This window comes from Pseudomonas sp. 22490 (assembly GCF_052044465.1).
In the GTDB taxonomy this organism is placed as follows: Bacteria; Pseudomonadota; Gammaproteobacteria; order Pseudomonadales; family Pseudomonadaceae; genus Pseudomonas; species Pseudomonas aeruginosa.
The window spans coordinates 1-17665 of record NZ_JBQENS010000061.1; the positions used below are offsets into that span (position 1 = coordinate 1).

The window sequence follows — 17665 nt, forward strand, 5'->3', positions numbered from 1 at the left end:
TCGATGATCTTGGCAACCACGCCGGCGCCAACGGTACGGCCGCCTTCGCGGATCGCGAAGCGCAGGCCATCTTCCATGGCGATCGGAGCGATCAGGGTGACAACCATCTTGATGTTGTCGCCCGGCATTACCATCTCTACGCCTTCCGGCAGCTCGCAGTTACCGGTCACGTCAGTGGTACGGAAGTAGAACTGCGGACGGTAGCCCTTGAAGAACGGGGTGTGACGACCACCTTCTTCCTTGGACAGCACGTACACTTCGCACTCGAACTTGGTGTGCGGCTTGATGGTGCCCGGCTTGGCCAGCACCTGGCCACGCTCTACGTCTTCACGCTTGGTGCCACGCAGCAGGATACCAACGTTCTCACCAGCACGACCTTCGTCGAGCAGCTTGCGGAACATTTCAACGCCGGTGCAGGTGGTCTTGGTGGTCGCCTTGATGCCGACGATTTCCACTTCTTCCTGGACCTTGATGATGCCGCGCTCTACACGACCGGTTACCACGGTACCGCGACCGGAGATCGAGAACACGTCTTCGATCGGCATCAGGAACGGCTGGTCGATGGCACGAACCGGCTCCGGAATGTAAGAGTCCAGGGTCTCTACCAGCTTCTGCACGGCGCTTACGCCGATGCCGTTGTCATCCTTGCCTTCCAGCGCCATCAGCGCGGAACCGATGATGATCGGAGTGTCGTCGCCCGGGAAGTCGTAGGTGTTCAGCAGATCGCGAACTTCCATCTCGACCAGTTCCAGCAGCTCGGCGTCGTCGACCATGTCGGCCTTGTTCAGGAACACGACGATGTAGGGAACGCCTACCTGGCGGGACAGCAGGATGTGCTCGCGGGTCTGCGGCATGGGGCCGTCGGCAGCCGAGCAAACCAGGATCGCGCCGTCCATCTGGGCAGCACCGGTGATCATGTTCTTCACGTAGTCGGCGTGACCGGGGCAGTCAACGTGAGCGTAGTGACGAACAGCGGAATCGTATTCAACGTGCGAGGTGTTGATGGTGATACCGCGGGCCTTTTCTTCCGGCGCGTTGTCGATCTGATCGAAAGCACGAGCGGAACCACCCCAGGTGTCGGAGCAGACCTTGGTCAGTGCAGCGGTCAGAGTGGTCTTGCCATGGTCAACGTGACCGATGGTGCCGACGTTGACGTGCGGTTTGTTACGTTCGAATTTTTCCTTAGCCACGACAGTAAACCTCTTACTTAAAGGGCTGAATCAACCTTGTTTTTTAACCAGCGCTTCGACGATGTTCGACGGAGCTTCGGCGTATTTGGAGAATTCCATGGAGTAGCTCGCGCGACCCTGGGACATGGAACGCACGTCGGTCGCATAACCGAACATCTCACCCAGCGGAACCTCGGCACGAATAACCTTACCGGAAACCGTGTCCTCCATCCCCTGAATCAGACCACGACGACGGTTCAGGTCGCCCATCACGTCACCCATGTAGTCCTCAGGAGTCACCACCTCTACCTTCATGATCGGCTCGAGCACCTTGCCGCCGCCCTTCTGGGCCAGCTGCTTGGTCGCCATGGAAGCAGCGATCTTGAACGCCATCTCGTTGGAGTCGACGTCATGGTAGGAACCATCGAAAACGGTAGCCTTCAGGCCGATGAGCGGATAGCCGGCAACGACGCCGTTCTTCATCTGCTCTTCGATACCCTTCTGGATCGCCGGGATGTATTCCTTCGGAACCACACCGCCCACGACTTCGTTCTCGAACACCAGGCCTTCGGTGATGTTGCCCTTCTCGTCCACGTCCGCGGCCGAGAAACGGATCCAGCAATGACCGAACTGACCGCGACCACCGGACTGGCGAACGAACTTGCCTTCGATCTCCACGTTGTCCTTGGTGATGGTCTCACGGTAGGCAACCTGCGGCTTGCCGATGTTGGCCTCAACGCCGAACTCGCGCTTCATGCGGTCGACGATGATGTCCAGGTGCAGCTCGCCCATGCCGGAGATGATGGTCTGACCGGACTCTTCGTCGGTCTTGACACGGAACGACGGGTCTTCCTGGGCCAGCTTGCCGAGGGCGATACCCATCTTCTCCTGGTCAGCCTTGGTCTTCGGCTCTACAGCGACCGAGATTACCGGCTCGGGGAAGTCCATGCGCTCGAGGATGATCGGCTTCTCGATCGAGCACAGGGTGTCACCGGTGGTGACGTCCTTCATGCCGATCAGGGCAGCGATGTCGCCTGCGCGCACTTCCTTGATCTCTTCACGCTGGTTGGCGTGCATCTGCACCATCCGACCGACGCGCTCTTTCTTGCCTTTCACCGAGTTCAGGACGGAGTCGCCGGAACTCAGGACGCCGGAGTAAACGCGGGCGAAGGTCAGGGTACCGACGAACGGGTCGGTAGCGATCTTGAACGCCAGGGACGAGAACGGTTCGTTGTCGTCGGCATGACGCTCGTCTTCGACGGTCTCGTCGTCCGGGCTGACGCCCTTGATCGCAGGGATCTCGGTCGGAGCCGGGAGGTAGTCGATGACGGCATCGAGAACCAGCGGAACGCCCTTGTTCTTGAACGAGGAACCGCAGACGGCCGGAACGATCTCGCACGCCAGGGTGCGCAGACGCAGGCCTTCCTTGATCTCGGCTTCGGAGAGCTCGCCCTCTTCGAGGTACTTGTTCATCAGCTCTTCATTGGCTTCGGCCGCAGCCTCGACCATGCTGGAACGCCACTCTTCGGCCAGGTCCTTGAGCTCCGCAGGAATTTCTTCCTCGCGGTAGGTCATGCCCTTGTCGTCATCGTTCCAGTAGATGGCCTTCATCTTGATCAGGTCGACCTGACCGACGAAGTTCTCTTCAGCGCCGATGGCGAGCTGGACCGGAACCGGGGTATGACCCAGGCGCTTCTTGATCTGCTCGACGACGCGCAGGAAGTTCGCGCCCTGGCGGTCCATCTTGTTGACGTAGACGATGCGCGGTACGCCGTACTTGTTGGCCTGACGCCATACGGTTTCCGACTGCGGCTCTACGCCGGAGGTGCCACAGAACACCACGACAGCGCCATCCAGTACACGCAGGGAACGCTCCACCTCGATGGTGAAGTCTACGTGGCCGGGGGTGTCGATGACGTTTACGCGATAGTTGTCGTACTGACCGCGCGAGCCCTTCCAGAAGGTGGTAACGGCAGCGGAGGTAATGGTGATACCGCGCTCCTGCTCCTGCACCATCCAGTCGGTGGTCGCAGCGCCGTCATGCACTTCGCCCAGCTTGTGGTTGACGCCGGTATAGAACAGAACCCGCTCCGTGGTGGTGGTCTTGCCCGCGTCAACGTGGGCACAGATACCGATATTACGGTAGCGGTTGATGGGTGTAGTACGGGCCACAATAAGGTCCTCGGGGGTTGGGCAGCGCGATTAGAACCGGTAGTGCGAGAAGGCCTTGTTGGCCTCTGCCATACGGTGCACGTCTTCACGCTTCTTGACTGCTGCGCCCTTGCCTTCAGCGGCATCCAGCAGCTCGCCAGCCAGGCGCAGAGCCATGGACTTCTCGCCACGCTTGCGGGCGAAGTCCACCAGCCAACGCATGGCCAGGGCATTACGACGGGACGGACGGACTTCGACCGGAACCTGGTAAGTCGCACCACCTACGCGGCGGGACTTCACTTCGACCAGCGGAGCGATGGCATCGAGAGCTTTTTCGAAGGTTTCCAGGGGATCGGCCTTGCCGCGTTCCTTCACCTTGTCCAGCGCACCGTAAACGATACGCTCGGCAACGGCTTTCTTGCCGCTTTCCATCACGTGGTTCATGAACTTGGCCAGGATCTGGCTTCCGTATTTCGGATCAGCCAGCACTTCACGCTTGGCCGCTACACGACGTCTTGGCATTGATAAGCCCTCAAACGGTCTTCAGGTTAGCCCGGGACCATAACAGTCAAGTTACGCCCGACCTTACTCTTATCGACTCAGATAAATATAAAAACGCTATTACTTCGGACGCTTGGCGCCGTACTTCGAACGACCCTGCTTACGGTCTTTGACACCCGAGGTGTCCAGCGAACCGCGCACGGTGTGGTAACGCACACCCGGAAGGTCCTTTACACGACCGCCACGGATCAGCACTACGCTGTGCTCTTGCAGGTTGTGACCTTCACCACCGATGTACGAGGAAACCTCGAAACCGTTGGTCAGACGTACACGGCATACCTTACGCAGTGCCGAGTTCGGCTTTTTCGGCGTGGTGGTGTATACGCGGGTGCATACGCCACGACGTTGCGGGCAGTTCTGCAGCGCAGGCACGTCGCTCTTGTCGACCATGCGCTTGCGCGGCTTACGCACCAGCTGGTTGATAGTTGCCATCTATAGCTCCACTGATTGTCTTACGACACACAAACGAAATGACAGAGCATGCGCCCTGCCAATTTTCGGGGTACAAAATAGTAAAGAGGTTCTTGTACACCGTCAAGACAAAGCCCCGGCTATCGGGATAGCCGGGGCTTGTCGTTGATGCTTAGTTACCGCTCGAGTTCAGCGCTTCGGTCAGTGCGGCTTCCGCCTCGCTGGCACTCACACGCTGCGGCTTGCCGAGGTCGCGCTGACGCTTGCGCTCGCTGTGGTAAGCCAGACCGGTACCGGCCGGGATCAGGCGACCCACGACCACGTTCTCTTTCAGACCACGCAGGAAGTCGCGCTTGCCGGTGACCGCCGCCTCGGTGAGGACGCGGGTGGTCTCCTGGAACGACGCCGCGGAAATGAACGACTCGGTCGACAGGGAAGCCTTGGTGATACCCAGCAGAACGCGCTCGTACTTGGCCGGGAACTTGTCCTCGGTACCGAGCTGTTCGTTCTCTTCCAGCACCTGGGTGAGTTCCACCTGGTCGCCTTTGATGAAGCTGGAGTCGCCGGACTCGCTGACTTCGACCTTGCGCAGCATCTGACGCAGGATGGTCTCGATGTGCTTGTCGTTGATCTTCACGCCCTGCAGACGGTAGACGTCCTGGATCTCGTTGACGATGTACTTCGCCAGCGAGCTCACGCCCAGCAGGCGCAGGATGTCGTGCGGGTTGCTCGGACCGTCGGAGATGACTTCGCCGCGGTTCACCTGTTCGCCTTCGAACACGTTCAGGTGACGCCACTTCGGAATCAGCTCCTCGTACGGATCGCTGCCATCGTTCGGCGTGATGACCAGGCGGCGCTTGCCCTTGGTCTCCTTGCCGAAGGAGATGGTGCCGCTGATTTCCGCCAGGATCGAAGGCTCTTTCGGACGACGAGCCTCGAACAGGTCGGCAACGCGCGGCAGACCACCGGTGATGTCACGGGTCTTCGAGGTTTCCTGCGGGATACGCGCGACAACGTCACCGATGCTCACCTTGGCGCCGTCGGTCAGGTTGACCAGGGCGTTGGCCGGCAGGAAGTACTGCGCCGGTACGTCGGTACCCGGCAGCAGCAGGTCCTTGCCCGCGGCATCGATCAGCTTCACGGCCGGACGGATGTCCTTGCCGGCAGCCGGACGGTCCTTCGGATCCATCACTTCGATGTTGGTCAGGCCGGTCAGTTCGTCGGTCTGACGCTTGACGGTGATGCCCTCTTCCATGCCCACGAAGGCCACGGTACCGTCCACCTCGGTGACGATCGGGTGGGTGTGCGGGTCCCACTTGGCGACGATAGCGCCCGGGTCGACCTTGTCACCTTCCTTGACCGAGATCACCGCGCCGTACGGCAGCTTGTAGCGCTCGCGCTCGCGACCGAAGTCGTCGGCAACCGCCAGTTCGCCGGAACGGGAAACCGCGACCAGCGCGCCGTCGGCACGAACCACATGCTTCAGGTTGTGCAGGCGGATGGTGCCGCCGTTCTTCACCTGGACGTTGTCGGCCGCGGAGGTCCGGCTGGCCGCACCGCCGATGTGGAAGGTACGCATGGTCAGCTGGGTGCCCGGCTCACCGATGGACTGGGCAGCGATGACACCGACCGCCTCGCCGATGTTGACGCGATGGCCACGGGCCAGGTCGCGGCCGTAGCACATGGCGCAGATGCCATGACGGGTTTCGCAGGTGATCGGGGAACGCACCACCACTTCGTCGACGCTCATCACTTCGAGGAAGTCGACCCACTTCTCGTCGATCAGGGTGCCGGCCGGCACGATGACCTCGTCGCTGCCCGGCTTGAACACGTCGCGCGCGATCACACGGCCGAGCACGCGCTCGCCGAGCGGTTCTACCACGTCGCCGCCTTCGATGTGCGGCGACATCAGCAGGCCGTGCTCGGTACCGCAATCGATCTCGGTCACTACCAGATCCTGGGCCACGTCGACCAGACGACGGGTCAGGTAACCGGAGTTCGCGGTCTTCAGCGCGGTATCCGCCAGACCCTTACGAGCACCGTGGGTGGAGATGAAGTACTGGAGTACGTTCAGGCCTTCCCGGAAGTTCGCGGTGATCGGGGTCTCGATGATCGAGCCGTCCGGCTTGGCCATCAGGCCGCGCATACCTGCCAGCTGACGGATCTGGGCCGCGGAGCCCCGCGCACCCGAGTCAGCCATCATGTACATGGAGTTGAAGGACTCCTGGTCGACTTCCTTGCCCTCGCGATCGACGACCTTCTCTTTCGAGAGGTTGGCCATCATCGCCTTGGACACTTCGTCGTTGGCCTTCGACCACAGGTCGATCACCTTGTTGTACTTCTCGCCCTGGGTTACCAGGCCGGAGGCGTACTGGCTCTCGATCTCCTTCACTTCGTCGGTGGCGGCGTTGATGATCCGCGCCTTCTCGTCCGGGATGACGAAGTCGTTGACGCCGATGGACACGCCGGAAATGGTCGAGTAGGCGAAACCGGTGTACATCAGCTGGTCGGCGAAGATGACGGTGTCCTTCAGACCCACCACGCGATAGCAGTGGTTGATCAGCTTGGAGATCGCCTTCTTCTTCATCGACTGGTTGACCACGTCGAACGGCAGGCCGGCCGGAACGACCTGGAACAGCAGCGCGCGGCCGACGGTGGTGTCGACGATACGGGTATTGGCGGTCAGTTGGCCGTCTTCACCCTTGATCTTTTCGTTGATGCGCACTTTCACGCGAGCGTGCAGGGACGCCTGGCCGCTGCGGTAGGCGCGGTCGACTTCCTGCAGGTCGGCGAAGGCCATGCCCTCGCCCTTCGCGTTGATCGCTTCACGGGTCATGTAGTACAGACCCATTACCACGTCCTGCGACGGAACGATGATCGGCTCGCCGTTGGCGGGCGACAGGATGTTGTTGGTGGACATCATCAGCGCGCGCGCTTCCAGCTGGGCCTCGAGGGTCAGCGGAACGTGGACGGCCATCTGGTCACCGTCGAAGTCGGCGTTGTACGCGGCGCAGACCAGCGGGTGCAGCTGGATCGCCTTGCCTTCGATGAGGACCGGCTCGAACGCCTGGATGCCCAGACGGTGCAGGGTCGGCGCACGGTTCAGGAGAACCGGATGCTCGCGGATGACTTCGGCGAGAACGTCCCAGACCTCGGGCAGCTCGCGCTCGACCATTTTCTTGGCGGCCTTGATGGTGGTGGCCATACCACGACCTTCCAGCTTGCCGAAAATGAACGGCTTGAACAGCTCCAGGGCCATCTTCTTCGGCAGACCGCACTGGTGCAGGCGCAGGGTCGGGCCCACGGTGATCACGGAACGACCGGAGTAGTCCACGCGCTTGCCGAGCAGGTTCTGACGGAAGCGACCTTGCTTGCCCTTGATCATGTCGGCCAGCGACTTCAGCGGACGCTTGTTCGAGCCGGTGATGGCGCGACCGCGACGGCCGTTGTCGAGCAGGGCGTCGACGGCTTCCTGCAGCATGCGCTTTTCGTTGCGCACGATGATGTCCGGAGCAGCCAGGTCGAGCAGGCGCTTCAGACGGTTGTTACGGTTGATCACCCGACGATACAGGTCGTTCAGGTCGGAAGTCGCGAAGCGACCGCCATCCAGCGGAACCAGCGGACGCAGGTCCGGCGGCAGCACCGGCAGGACGGTCAGGACCATCCACTCAGGCTTGTTGCCGGAGCCCTGGAAGGCTTCCATCAGCTTCAGGCGCTTGGACAGCTTCTTGATCTTGGTTTCCGAGTTGGTCTGCGGAATCTCTTCGCGCAGGCGGCCGATCTCGTGCTCCAGGTCGATGGCGTTGAGCAGTTCGTGAACGGCTTCGGCGCCCATGCGAGCATCGAAATCGTCACCGAACTCTTCGAGGGCCTCGAAGTATTGCTCGTCGTTCAGCAGCTGGCCCTTTTCCAGGGTGGTCATGCCCGGATCGATCACCACGTAGCTCTCGAAATAGAGCACGCGCTCGATATCGCGCAGGGTCATGTCCAGCAGCAGGCCGATACGGGACGGCAGCGACTTCAGGAACCAGATGTGGGCAACCGGCGAAGCCAGCTCGATGTGGCCCATGCGCTCGCGGCGCACCTTGGCCAGGGCGACTTCCACGCCGCACTTCTCGCAGATCACACCGCGGTGCTTGAGGCGCTTGTACTTGCCGCACAGGCACTCGTAGTCCTTCACCGGGCCGAAGATCTTGGCGCAGAACAGGCCGTCGCGCTCCGGCTTGAAGGTACGGTAGTTGATGGTTTCCGGCTTTTTAACTTCGCCGAAAGACCAGGAACGAATCATCTCGGGCGAAGCCAGGCCAATACGGATGGCATCGAACTCTTCGATTTGACCCTGGTTTTTCAACAGATTAAGCAAGTCTTTCAAGGCCTTTCCTCCTCACGGACCCGGTGCGACCGGCCTTGACCAGCCGCACCGTCTAGCGTCACGTGTTATTCGGTTTCCAGTTCGATGTCGATGCCGAGCGAACGGATCTCTTTGATCAGAACGTTGAAGGACTCGGGCATGCCGGCCTCCATGCGGTGATCGCCGTCCACGATGTTCTTGTACATCTTGGTCCGGCCGTTCACGTCGTCCGACTTGACCGTCAGCATTTCCTGCAGGGTGTACGCCGCGCCATAGGCTTCCAGCGCCCACACCTCCATCTCACCGAAGCGCTGACCACCGAACTGTGCCTTACCACCCAGCGGCTGCTGGGTAACCAGGCTGTACGAGCCGGTGGAACGGGCGTGCATCTTGTCGTCCACCAGGTGGTTCAGCTTGAGCATGTACATGTAGCCGACGGTGGTCGGACGCTCGAACTGGTTGCCGGTACGGCCGTCGAACAGACGCATCTGGCCGCTTTCCGGCAGGTCGGCCAGCTTCAGCATGGCCTTGATCTCGCGTTCCTTGGCGCCATCGAACACCGGGGTCGCCATCGGTACGCCACCGCGCAGGTTCTTGGCCAGCGCGAGGATCTCGTTGTCGCCCAGCTCGTCGAGGTTTTCCTCGCGACCGCCGATCTCGTTGTAGATCTCGTGCAGGAACTTACGCAGTTCGGCGACCTTGCGCTGCTCTTCGAGCATGCGGTTGATCTTCTCGCCCAGCCCCTTGGCCGCGAGGCCCAGGTGGGTTTCGAGGATCTGACCGACGTTCATACGCGACGGTACGCCCAGCGGGTTGAGGACGATGTCGACCGGGGTGCCGTTGGCATCGTGCGGCATGTCTTCCACCGGCATGATCACCGAGACCACACCCTTGTTACCGTGACGGCCGGCCATCTTGTCGCCCGGCTGGATGCGACGCTTGATCGCCAGGTAGACCTTGACGATCTTCAGCACGCCCGGAGCCAGGTCGTCGCCCTGCTGCAGCTTGCGCTTCTTGTCCTCGAACTTGTCGTCCAGGAGCTGGCGACGATCGCTGATGTAGGCCTGGGCCTTCTCCAGCTGTTCGTTCAGGGCGTCGTCGGCCATGCGCAGCTTGAACCACTGGCCGCGCTCGAGACCGTCGAGGTAGTCGTCGGTGATCTCCGTGCCCTTCTTCAGCGCCGGGCCACCTTCAGCCTTGGCACCGACCAGGGCGGCACGCAGACGCTCGAAGGTCGCGCCTTCGACGATGCGGAACTCTTCGTTCAGGTCCTTGCGGATCTGGTCGAGTTGCATCTTCTCGATGGACAGCGCGCGGGAATCGCGCTCGACGCCGTCGCGGGTGAAGACCTGAACGTCGATGACGGTACCCTTGGTGCCGGTCGGCACACGCAGGGAGGTGTCCTTCACGTCGGACGCCTTCTCACCGAAGATCGCGCGCAGCAGCTTCTCTTCCGGAGTCAACTGGGTCTCGCCTTTCGGAGTGACCTTGCCGACCAGGATGTCGCCGGCCTGCACTTCGGCGCCGACGTAGACGATACCGGCTTCGTCCAGCTTGTTCAGCGCGGCCTCGCCCACGTTCGGGATGTCCGCGGTGATTTCCTCTGGGCCGAGCTTGGTGTCACGAGCGACGCAGGTCAGTTCCTGGATGTGGATCGTGGTGAAACGATCTTCCTGGACCACGCGCTCGGACAGGCAGATGGAGTCTTCGAAGTTGAAGCCGTTCCAGGGCATGAACGCTACGCGCATGTTCTGGCCCAGGGCCAGTTCGCCCATGTCGGTGGACGGACCGTCGGCCAGGATGTCGCCGCGCGCGACCACGTCACCCTTGCTCACCAGCGGACGCTGGTTGATGCAGGTGTTCTGGTTGGAACGGGTGTACTTGGTCAGGTTGTAGATGTCGACACCCGCTTCGCCGGTCTCGACTTCGTCATCCGCCACGCGAACCACGACACGGCTGGCATCGACCGAGTCGATCACACCGCCACGGCGAGCCACGACGCAGACGCCGGAGTCGCGCGCCACGTTGCGCTCCATGCCGGTACCCACCAGCGGCTTGTCGGCACGCAGGGTCGGCACGGCCTGACGCTGCATGTTCGAGCCCATGAGTGCGCGGTTGGCGTCATCGTGCTCGAGGAACGGAATCAGCGAGGCAGCGACGGAAACGACCTGCTTCGGCGACACGTCCATCAGGGTCACGTCTTCCGGCGCCTTCACGGTGAATTCGTTCAGGTGACGCACGGCCACCAGCTCGTCCACCAGTTGACCCTTCTCGTTGAGGGTCGCCGAAGCCTGGGCGATGACGTGGTCGGCTTCTTCGATCGCCGACAGGAACACGATCTCGTCGGTTACCAGGCTGTCCTTGACCACGCGGTACGGGCTCTCGAGGAAGCCGTACTTGTTGGTGCGGGCGTAGGTCGCCAGGGAGTTGATCAGACCGATGTTCGGACCTTCAGGGGTTTCGATCGGGCACACGCGGCCGTAGTGGGTCGGGTGTACGTCACGAACCTCGAAGCCCGCACGCTCACGGGTCAGACCGCCCGGGCCGAGCGCGGAGACGCGGCGCTTGTGGGTGATCTCGGAAAGCGGGTTGTTCTGGTCCATGAACTGCGACAGCTGGCTCGAACCGAAGAACTCCTTGATCGCGGCAGCCACCGGCTTGGCGTTGATCAGGTCCTGCGGCATCAGGCCTTCGCTTTCGGCCATGGACAGGCGTTCCTTGACCGCGCGCTCGACACGCACCAGGCCCACGCGGAACTGGTTTTCGGCCATTTCGCCGACGCAACGGACGCGACGGTTGCCCAGGTGGTCGATGTCATCGACGATGCCCTTGCCGTTACGGATGTCGACGAGGGTCTTGAGCACATCGATGATGTCTTCCTTGCTCAGGACGCCGGGACCTTCGATCTCGGTACGACCGATACGGCGGTTGAACTTCATCCGGCCTACGGCCGACAGGTCGTAACGCTCGGCGCTGAAGAACAGGTTGCCGAACAGGGTCTCGGCAGCTTCCTTGGTCGGCGGCTCGCCCGGACGCATCATCCGGTAGATCTCGACCAGGGCTTCCAACTGGTTGCTGGTGTTGTCGATCTTCAGGGTGTCGGAGATGAACGGACCGCAGTCGATGTCGTTGGTGTACAGGGTCTCGATGCGCACGACCTGGGCCTTGGCCACCTTGGCCAGGAGGTCGAGGGTCAGCTCGGTGTTGCACTCGGCGATGATCTCGCCGGTAGCCGGATGCACGATCGCCTTGGCGATGGTACGGCCGATCAGGTAGTCGAACGGCACTTCCAGCTGGCTCACGCCAGCCTTTTCCAGCTGGTTGATGTGGCGGGCAGTGATACGACGCCCCTGCTCCACGATCACCTTGCCGCTGCCATCCTTGATGTCGATGCTCGCGACTTCACCGCGCAGGCGCTGCGGGACCAGTTCCAGATTCAGGGTCTCGCCCTTGATGTGGAAGACGTTGGTCGCGTAGAAGGCGTTGAGGATCTCTTCGGTGCTGTAGCCGAGCGCGCGCAGCAGTACCGAGGCCGGCAGCTTGCGGCGACGGTCGATACGGACGAACACGCAGTCCTTCGGATCGAACTCGAAGTCCAGCCAGGAACCGCGGTAAGGAATGATCCGCGCGGAGTACAGCAGCTTGCCGGAGCTGTGGGTCTTGCCACGGTCGTGGTCGAAGAACACGCCCGGGGAACGGTGCAGCTGGGAGACGATGACACGCTCGGTACCGTTGATGATGAAGGTACCGTTCTCGGTCATCAGGGGGATTTCCCCCATGTAGACTTCTTGTTCCTTGATGTCCTTGATCGCCTTGTTCGACGACTCGCGGTCGAAGATGATCAGGCGAACTTTCACGCGCAGCGGTACGGCGAAGGTCACGCCGCGCAGCACGCACTCCTTGACATCGAATGCCGGCTCACCCAGACGGTAGCCGACGTATTCCAGGGCAGCATTGCCGGAATAGCTGATAATCGGGAAAACGGACTTGAAGGCCGCGTGCAGACCGATATCGCGGAACTGCTCCTTGGTTGCGCCAGCCTGCAGGAATTCGCGATAGGAATCCAGCTGGATGGCCAGCAAATACGGCACATCCATGACGTCCGGCAACTTGCTAAAGTCCTTGCGGATACGTTTTTTCTCAGTGTATGAGTAAGCCATCAGCGTTCCCCAGCTTGGTCACCTGCTTGTTTGGCGTCTCCGACGGGAGCAGCCGGAAAATCTTGCAGACCCCTTGGCCTGCATTGCCCACTCGGGGCACTTTCACGTCTTGGGTGGAACGCCCGAGGCGAGTCCACCCAGAACGGAAAAAGGCCGGTGGCAAAAGCCACCAGCCATCAGCCTTTCGCTTGACGCTCGGGCTGTAGACGCAAGGTCGTCGCTTACTTGAGCTCGACTTTGGCGCCTGCTTCTTCCAGGGCTTTCTTGGCGGCTTCGGCTTCTTCTTTCGAAGCGCCTTCCTTCACCACGCCCGGAGCGCCGTCTACGACGGCCTTGGCTTCTTTCAGACCCAGACCGGTCAGTTCGCGAACGACCTTGATCACGTTCACTTTCTTGTCGCCAGCTTCGGCCAGGACGATGGTGAACTCGGTCTGCTCTTCGGCAGCGGCAGCAGCCGGGCCAGCAGCGGCAACGGTAGCGGCAGCAGCGGTAACGCCGAACTTCTCTTCCATCGCCTTGATCAGTTCGACCACTTGCATGACGGACATTTCGGATACGGCGTTGATGATGTCTTCGTTGGTCAGAGCCATGACTCTAATTCCTGTATTGGGGGACGGCCTGCGGCCATCGTATTAAACAAATAAGATTGAAAGCGCTTGCGAGCCGACTTAGGCGGCAGCAGCTTCTTTCTGGTCGCGAATGGCCGCCAGAGTACGAGCCAGCTTGCTGGTAGCGCCTTGAATCACGCTCATCAGCTGCGATACGGCTTCGTCGTAGGTCGGCAGGCTTGCCAGTACGTCGATCTGATTGGCTGCGAGGAACTGACCCTCGAAGGCAGCCGCCTTGATCTCGAACTTGTCCTGACCCTTGGCGAACTCACGGAAGATACGAGCGGCAGCGCCCGGATGTTCGTTGGAGAAAGCGATCAGGGTCGGGCCTTTGAACACGTCGTTGAGCACGTCGAACTGGGTGCCTTCAACGGCGCGCTTGAGCAGGGTGTTACGTACGACTTTCACGTACACACCAGCTTCGCGGGCCTCTTTACGGAGTCCGGTCATGGCGCCTACGGTCACGCCACGGGCATCGGCCACGACAGCGGACAGGGCAGCTTTGGCAGCCTCGTTGACTTCAGCGACGATGGCCTTCTTGTCTTCGAGTTTAATTGCCACGGGTTTACTCCTGGATGTTACCGTTTCGTCCAGCCGGGGCCGGACGTCGTTTTGGTGTCTGATTCGGTAACCGAATCGGGAGCACCATCTGCGTAGGCTTGTGGTTTAAGGCTTGCGCCACCTACGGTCTTGGATAGCCCCCGCCAGGCAGGGACCCCAATACCTGTGCAGCGGGCAGAACCCGCTGCACGATTTCACTTAGGCTTCCAGGGAAGCCAGGTCGATCTGCAGGCCCGGACCCATGGTGGTGCTCAGGGTCACGCGCTTGACGTACACGCCTTTCGACGAGGACGGCTTCAGGCGCTTCAGGTCGGCCAGCAGCGCTTCAACGTTCTGCTGCAGCTTGGCCGGCTCGAAATCGACCTTACCGACGGAGCTGTGGATGATGCCGTTCTTGTCGGTACGGAAACGTACCTGACCAGCCTTGGCATTCTTCACGGCGGTAGCGACGTCCGGAGTCACGGTGCCGACTTTCGGGTTCGGCATCAGACCACGCGGGCCGAGGATCTGGCCCAGCTGACCGACGACACGCATGGCATCCGGGGAAGCGATGACGACGTCGTAGTTCAGGTCGCCGCCTTTCATTTCGGCAGCCAGCTCGTCCATACCCACCTTGTCGGCGCCGGCAGCCAGAGCGGCTTCGGCAGCCGGACCTTGGGTGAAGACGGCAACGCGGACGCTCTTGCCGGTGCCGTTCGGCAGGACGGTGGCGCCACGAACGACCTGGTCGGATTTACGCGGATCGACGCCGAGGTTCACGGCAACGTCCACGGACTCCTTGAACTTGATGGTGGACAGCTCGGCCAGCAGCTTGGCGGCCTCTTCGAAGCTGTACTGCTTGCCGGCAACTACTTTCTCGGCAATCGCCTTCTGGCGCTTGGTCAGCTTAGCCATTACACACCCTCCACGTTCAGGCCCATGCTGCGCGCGGAGCCAGCGATGGTACGTACAGCAGCGTCCAGATCAGCAGCGGTCAGGTCAGCCTGCTTGGTCTTGGCGATCTCTTCCAGCTGGGCACGGGTAACGGTGCCGACTTTCTGGGAGTTCGGACGAGCGGAGCCGCTGGTGATGCCAGCTGCTTTTTTCAGCAGGACGGCAGCCGGGGTGCTCTTGGTTTCGAAGGTGAAGCTACGGTCGCTGTAAACGGTGATGATCACAGGAGTCGGCAGGCCCGGCTCTTGGCCTTGGGTCTTGGCGTTGAACGCCTTGCAGAATTCCATGATGTTCACGCCGTGCTGACCCAGGGCAGGGCCGACCGGCGGCGACGGGTTGGCCTGACCGGCCTTTACTTGCAGCTTGATATAAGCCTGGATTTTCTTAGCCATTTGCTACTCCAAATTCGGGTACAAGCGCCTGAAGGCTCCCCGGTTGCTTTCGCGTTTATCCCAGTGACGACAAAACCCCGCAGCCTTGGGCTGCGGGGTGAGGGATGCGTTTTCAGTTAGACCTTTTCGACCTGACTGAACTCCAGCTCCACCGGGGTAGAGCGGCCAAAGATGAGCACGGCCACTTGGATCCGGCTCTTCTCGTAGTTAACTTCTTCGACGACACCATTGAAGTCGGCGAAAGGACCATCGATGACACGAACGGTCTCACCCGGCTCGAACAGGGTCTTCGGCTTGGGCTTGTCGCCGCTATCGGCCACGCGACGCAGGATTGCATCAGCCTCACGATCGGTGATCGGAGCCGGCTTGTCGGCAGTCCCGCCGATGAAGCCCATGACACGCGGGGTATCCTTCACCAGGTGCCAGGTACCTTCGTTCATTTCCATCTGAACCAGCACATAGCCAGGGAAGAATTTGCGCTCGCTCTTGCGCTTCTGGCCGTTCCGCATCTCCACCACTTCTTCGGTGGGAACCAGAATCTCGCCGAACTCTTCTTCCATGCCAGCAAGCTTGACACGCTCGATCAGCGAGCGCATGACATGCTTCTCGTAGCCCGAGTATGCATGCACAACGTACCAACGCTTAGCCACGGCGCACCCTTAACCTACAATCATGGAAACCAACCAACCCAGCAGGGAATCGAGCCCCCACAGCAGCAGCGCCATTACCAGCACTACCGCGACCACGATCAGCGTGGTCTGAGTTGTTTCTTGACGACTCGGCCATACGACCTTGCGAATCTCGACGCGCGCTTCCTTAGCAAGACTAAAGAAGGCCTGCCCCTTGGCCGTTTGCAGAGCCAGGAAGGCAGCGATCACCGCCAGAACGAGAATACCGAGAACGCGATACAGGATTGGTTGAGCCGAAAAGTACTGATTGCCCACAACGGCAACCACAACCAGAACGGCAACCAAGAGCCATTTCAAGAGATCAAAACGTGATTCTTTGGCTTCTGCCTTGGCATTCATCTGTTAGGAATCTCGTGAAGAAAAGCCAGATTTACTTGGGAAATCTGGCAGGCCAGGAGGGAATCGAACCCCCAACCTGCGGTTTTGGAGACCGCCGCTCTGCCAATTGAGCTACTGGCCTGAAGCAAAATCAGGCCGACCATTATGCCGGCCTGAGAGGGGAAGATCAACCGATATTATTCGATGATCTTGGCAACCACGCCGGCGCCAACGGTACGGCCGCCTTCGCGGATCGCGAAGCGCAGGCCATCTTCCATGGCGATCGGAGCGATCAGGGTGACAACCATCTTGATGTTGTCGCCCGGCATTACCATCTCTACGCCTTCCGGCAGCTCGCAGTTACCGGTCACGTCAGTGGTACGGAAGTAGAACTGCGGACGGTAGCCCTTGAAGAACGGGGTGTGACGACCACCTTCTTCCTTGGACAGCACGTACACTTCGCACTCGAACTTGGTGTGCGGCTTGATGGTGCCCGGCTTGGCCAGCACCTGGCCACGCTCTACGTCTTCACGCTTGGTGCCACGCAGCAGGATACCAACGTTCTCACCAGCACGACCTTCGTCGAGCAGCTTGCGGAACATTTCAACGCCGGTGCAGGTGGTCTTGGTGGTCGCCTTGATGCCGACGATTTCCACTTCTTCCTGGACCTTGATGATGCCGCGCTCTACACGACCGGTTACCACGGTACCGCGACCGGAGATCGAGAACACGTCTTCGATCGGCATCAGGAACGGCTGGTCGATGGCACGAACCGGCTCCGGAATGTAAGAGTCCAGGGTCTCTACCAGCTTCTGCACGGCGCTTACGCCGATGCCGTTGTCATCCTTGCCTTCCAGCGCCATCAGCGCGGAACCGATGATGATCGGAGTGTCGTCGCCCGGGAAGTCGTAGGTGTTCAGCAGATCGCGAACTTCCATCTCGACCAGTTCCAGCAGCTCGGCGTCGTCGACCATGTCGGCCTTGTTCAGGAACACGACGATGTAGGGAACGCCTACCTGGCGGGACAGCAGGATGTGCTCGCGGGTCTGCGGCATGGGGCCGTCGGCAGCCGAGCAAACCAGGATCGCGCCGTCCATCTGGGCAGCACCGGTGATCATGTTCTTCACGTAGTCGGCGTGACCGGGGCAGTCAACGTGAGCGTAGTGACGAACAGCGGAATCGTATTCAACGTGCGAGGTGTTGATGGTGATACCGCGGGCCTTTTCTTCCGGCGCGTTGTCGATCTGATCGAAAGCACGAGCGGAACCACCCCAGGTGTCGGAGCAGACCTTGGTCAGTGCAGCGGTCAGAGTGGTCTTGCCATGGTCAACGTGACCGATGGTGCCGACGTTGACGTGCGG

At 60.8% G+C, this 17665-nt stretch carries 13 protein-coding genes and 1 tRNA gene; all 14 read right to left on the reverse strand.

Annotated features, from left to right (window positions below; translation table 11 throughout):
• Positions 1 to 1190: elongation factor Tu (gene tuf / locus ACTJJX_RS34065; protein WP_031634763.1), on the reverse strand; the 1190-nt coding region annotated here is incomplete at its 3' end.
• 30 nt (positions 1191 to 1220) lie between these two features.
• On the reverse strand, positions 1221 to 3341 hold the full coding sequence (gene fusA / locus ACTJJX_RS34070; protein WP_003093741.1) for an elongation factor G: 2121 nt from the start codon (positions 3339 to 3341) through the stop codon (positions 1221 to 1223).
• 30 nt (positions 3342 to 3371) lie between these two features.
• On the reverse strand, positions 3372 to 3842 hold the full coding sequence (rpsG, locus tag ACTJJX_RS34075; protein WP_003093742.1) for a 30S ribosomal protein S7: 471 nt from the start codon (positions 3840 to 3842) through the stop codon (positions 3372 to 3374).
• 99 nt (positions 3843 to 3941) lie between these two features.
• Positions 3942 to 4313, reverse strand: coding sequence for a 30S ribosomal protein S12 (rpsL, locus tag ACTJJX_RS34080; protein ID WP_003093744.1), 372 nt, complete (start codon positions 4311 to 4313; stop codon positions 3942 to 3944).
• A 151-nt stretch (positions 4314 to 4464) separates the two neighbouring features.
• The gene (gene rpoC, locus ACTJJX_RS34085; protein ID WP_003093745.1) at positions 4465 to 8664 is read right to left on the reverse strand and encodes a DNA-directed RNA polymerase subunit beta'; all 4200 of its coding nucleotides are present in this window, start codon (positions 8662 to 8664) and stop codon (positions 4465 to 4467) included.
• Between the two features lie 65 nt (positions 8665 to 8729).
• A complete protein-coding gene (gene rpoB / locus ACTJJX_RS34090) occupies positions 8730 to 12803 on the reverse strand; it encodes a DNA-directed RNA polymerase subunit beta (protein ID WP_003093746.1) in 4074 nt (1357 codons plus the stop codon).
• A 221-nt stretch (positions 12804 to 13024) separates the two neighbouring features.
• Entirely contained in the window at positions 13025 to 13393 is a 369-nt protein-coding gene (rplL, locus tag ACTJJX_RS34095; protein ID WP_003093747.1) for a 50S ribosomal protein L7/L12, read from the reverse strand.
• A 78-nt stretch (positions 13394 to 13471) separates the two neighbouring features.
• On the reverse strand, positions 13472 to 13972 hold the full coding sequence (gene rplJ / locus ACTJJX_RS34100) for a 50S ribosomal protein L10 (protein WP_003093748.1): 501 nt from the start codon (positions 13970 to 13972) through the stop codon (positions 13472 to 13474).
• Between the two features lie 198 nt (positions 13973 to 14170).
• On the reverse strand, positions 14171 to 14866 hold the full coding sequence (gene rplA, locus ACTJJX_RS34105) for a 50S ribosomal protein L1 (protein ID WP_003093749.1): 696 nt from the start codon (positions 14864 to 14866) through the stop codon (positions 14171 to 14173).
• Positions 14866 to 15297, reverse strand: a complete 432-nt coding sequence (gene rplK, locus ACTJJX_RS34110; RefSeq protein WP_003093751.1) for a 50S ribosomal protein L11 — start codon at positions 15295 to 15297, stop codon at positions 14866 to 14868. Before rplK ends, rplA begins: the two co-directional genes overlap by 1 nt.
• A gap of 116 nt (positions 15298 to 15413) precedes the next feature.
• The gene (gene nusG / locus ACTJJX_RS34115) at positions 15414 to 15947 is read right to left on the reverse strand and encodes a transcription termination/antitermination protein NusG (protein WP_003108028.1); all 534 of its coding nucleotides are present in this window, start codon (positions 15945 to 15947) and stop codon (positions 15414 to 15416) included.
• Positions 15948 to 15956: 9 nt separating this feature from the next.
• Positions 15957 to 16325 (reverse strand): preprotein translocase subunit SecE, encoded by a 369-nt coding sequence (secE, locus tag ACTJJX_RS34120; RefSeq protein WP_003108030.1) that lies wholly within the window; start codon positions 16323 to 16325, stop codon positions 15957 to 15959.
• A 45-nt stretch (positions 16326 to 16370) separates the two neighbouring features.
• A tRNA-Trp gene (locus ACTJJX_RS34125) sits at positions 16371 to 16446 on the reverse strand.
• 55 nt (positions 16447 to 16501) lie between these two features.
• On the reverse strand, positions 16502 to 17665 hold a 1164-nt coding region (gene tuf / locus ACTJJX_RS34130; protein ID WP_019683210.1), incomplete at its 5' end, for an elongation factor Tu.

Excerpts from the sequence above, each read along its gene's own strand:
- rpsG (WP_003093742.1), bottom strand. The coding sequence starts at position 3,842 with ATGCCAAGACGTCGTGTAGCGGCCAAGCGTGAAGTGCTGGCTGATCCG.
- rpsL (WP_003093744.1), bottom strand. The coding sequence starts at position 4,313 with ATGGCAACTATCAACCAGCTGGTGCGTAAGCCGCGCAAGCGCATGGTC.
- rpoB (WP_003093746.1), bottom strand. The coding sequence starts at position 12,803 with ATGGCTTACTCATACACTGAGAAAAAACGTATCCGCAAGGACTTTAGC.
- rplL (WP_003093747.1), bottom strand. The coding sequence starts at position 13,393 with ATGGCTCTGACCAACGAAGACATCATCAACGCCGTATCCGAAATGTCC.
- rplA (WP_003093749.1), bottom strand. The coding sequence starts at position 14,866 with ATGGCTAAGCTGACCAAGCGCCAGAAGGCGATTGCCGAGAAAGTAGTT.
- rplK (WP_003093751.1), bottom strand. The coding sequence starts at position 15,297 with ATGGCTAAGAAAATCCAGGCTTATATCAAGCTGCAAGTAAAGGCCGGT.
- secE (WP_003108030.1), bottom strand. The coding sequence starts at position 16,325 with ATGAATGCCAAGGCAGAAGCCAAAGAATCACGTTTTGATCTCTTGAAA.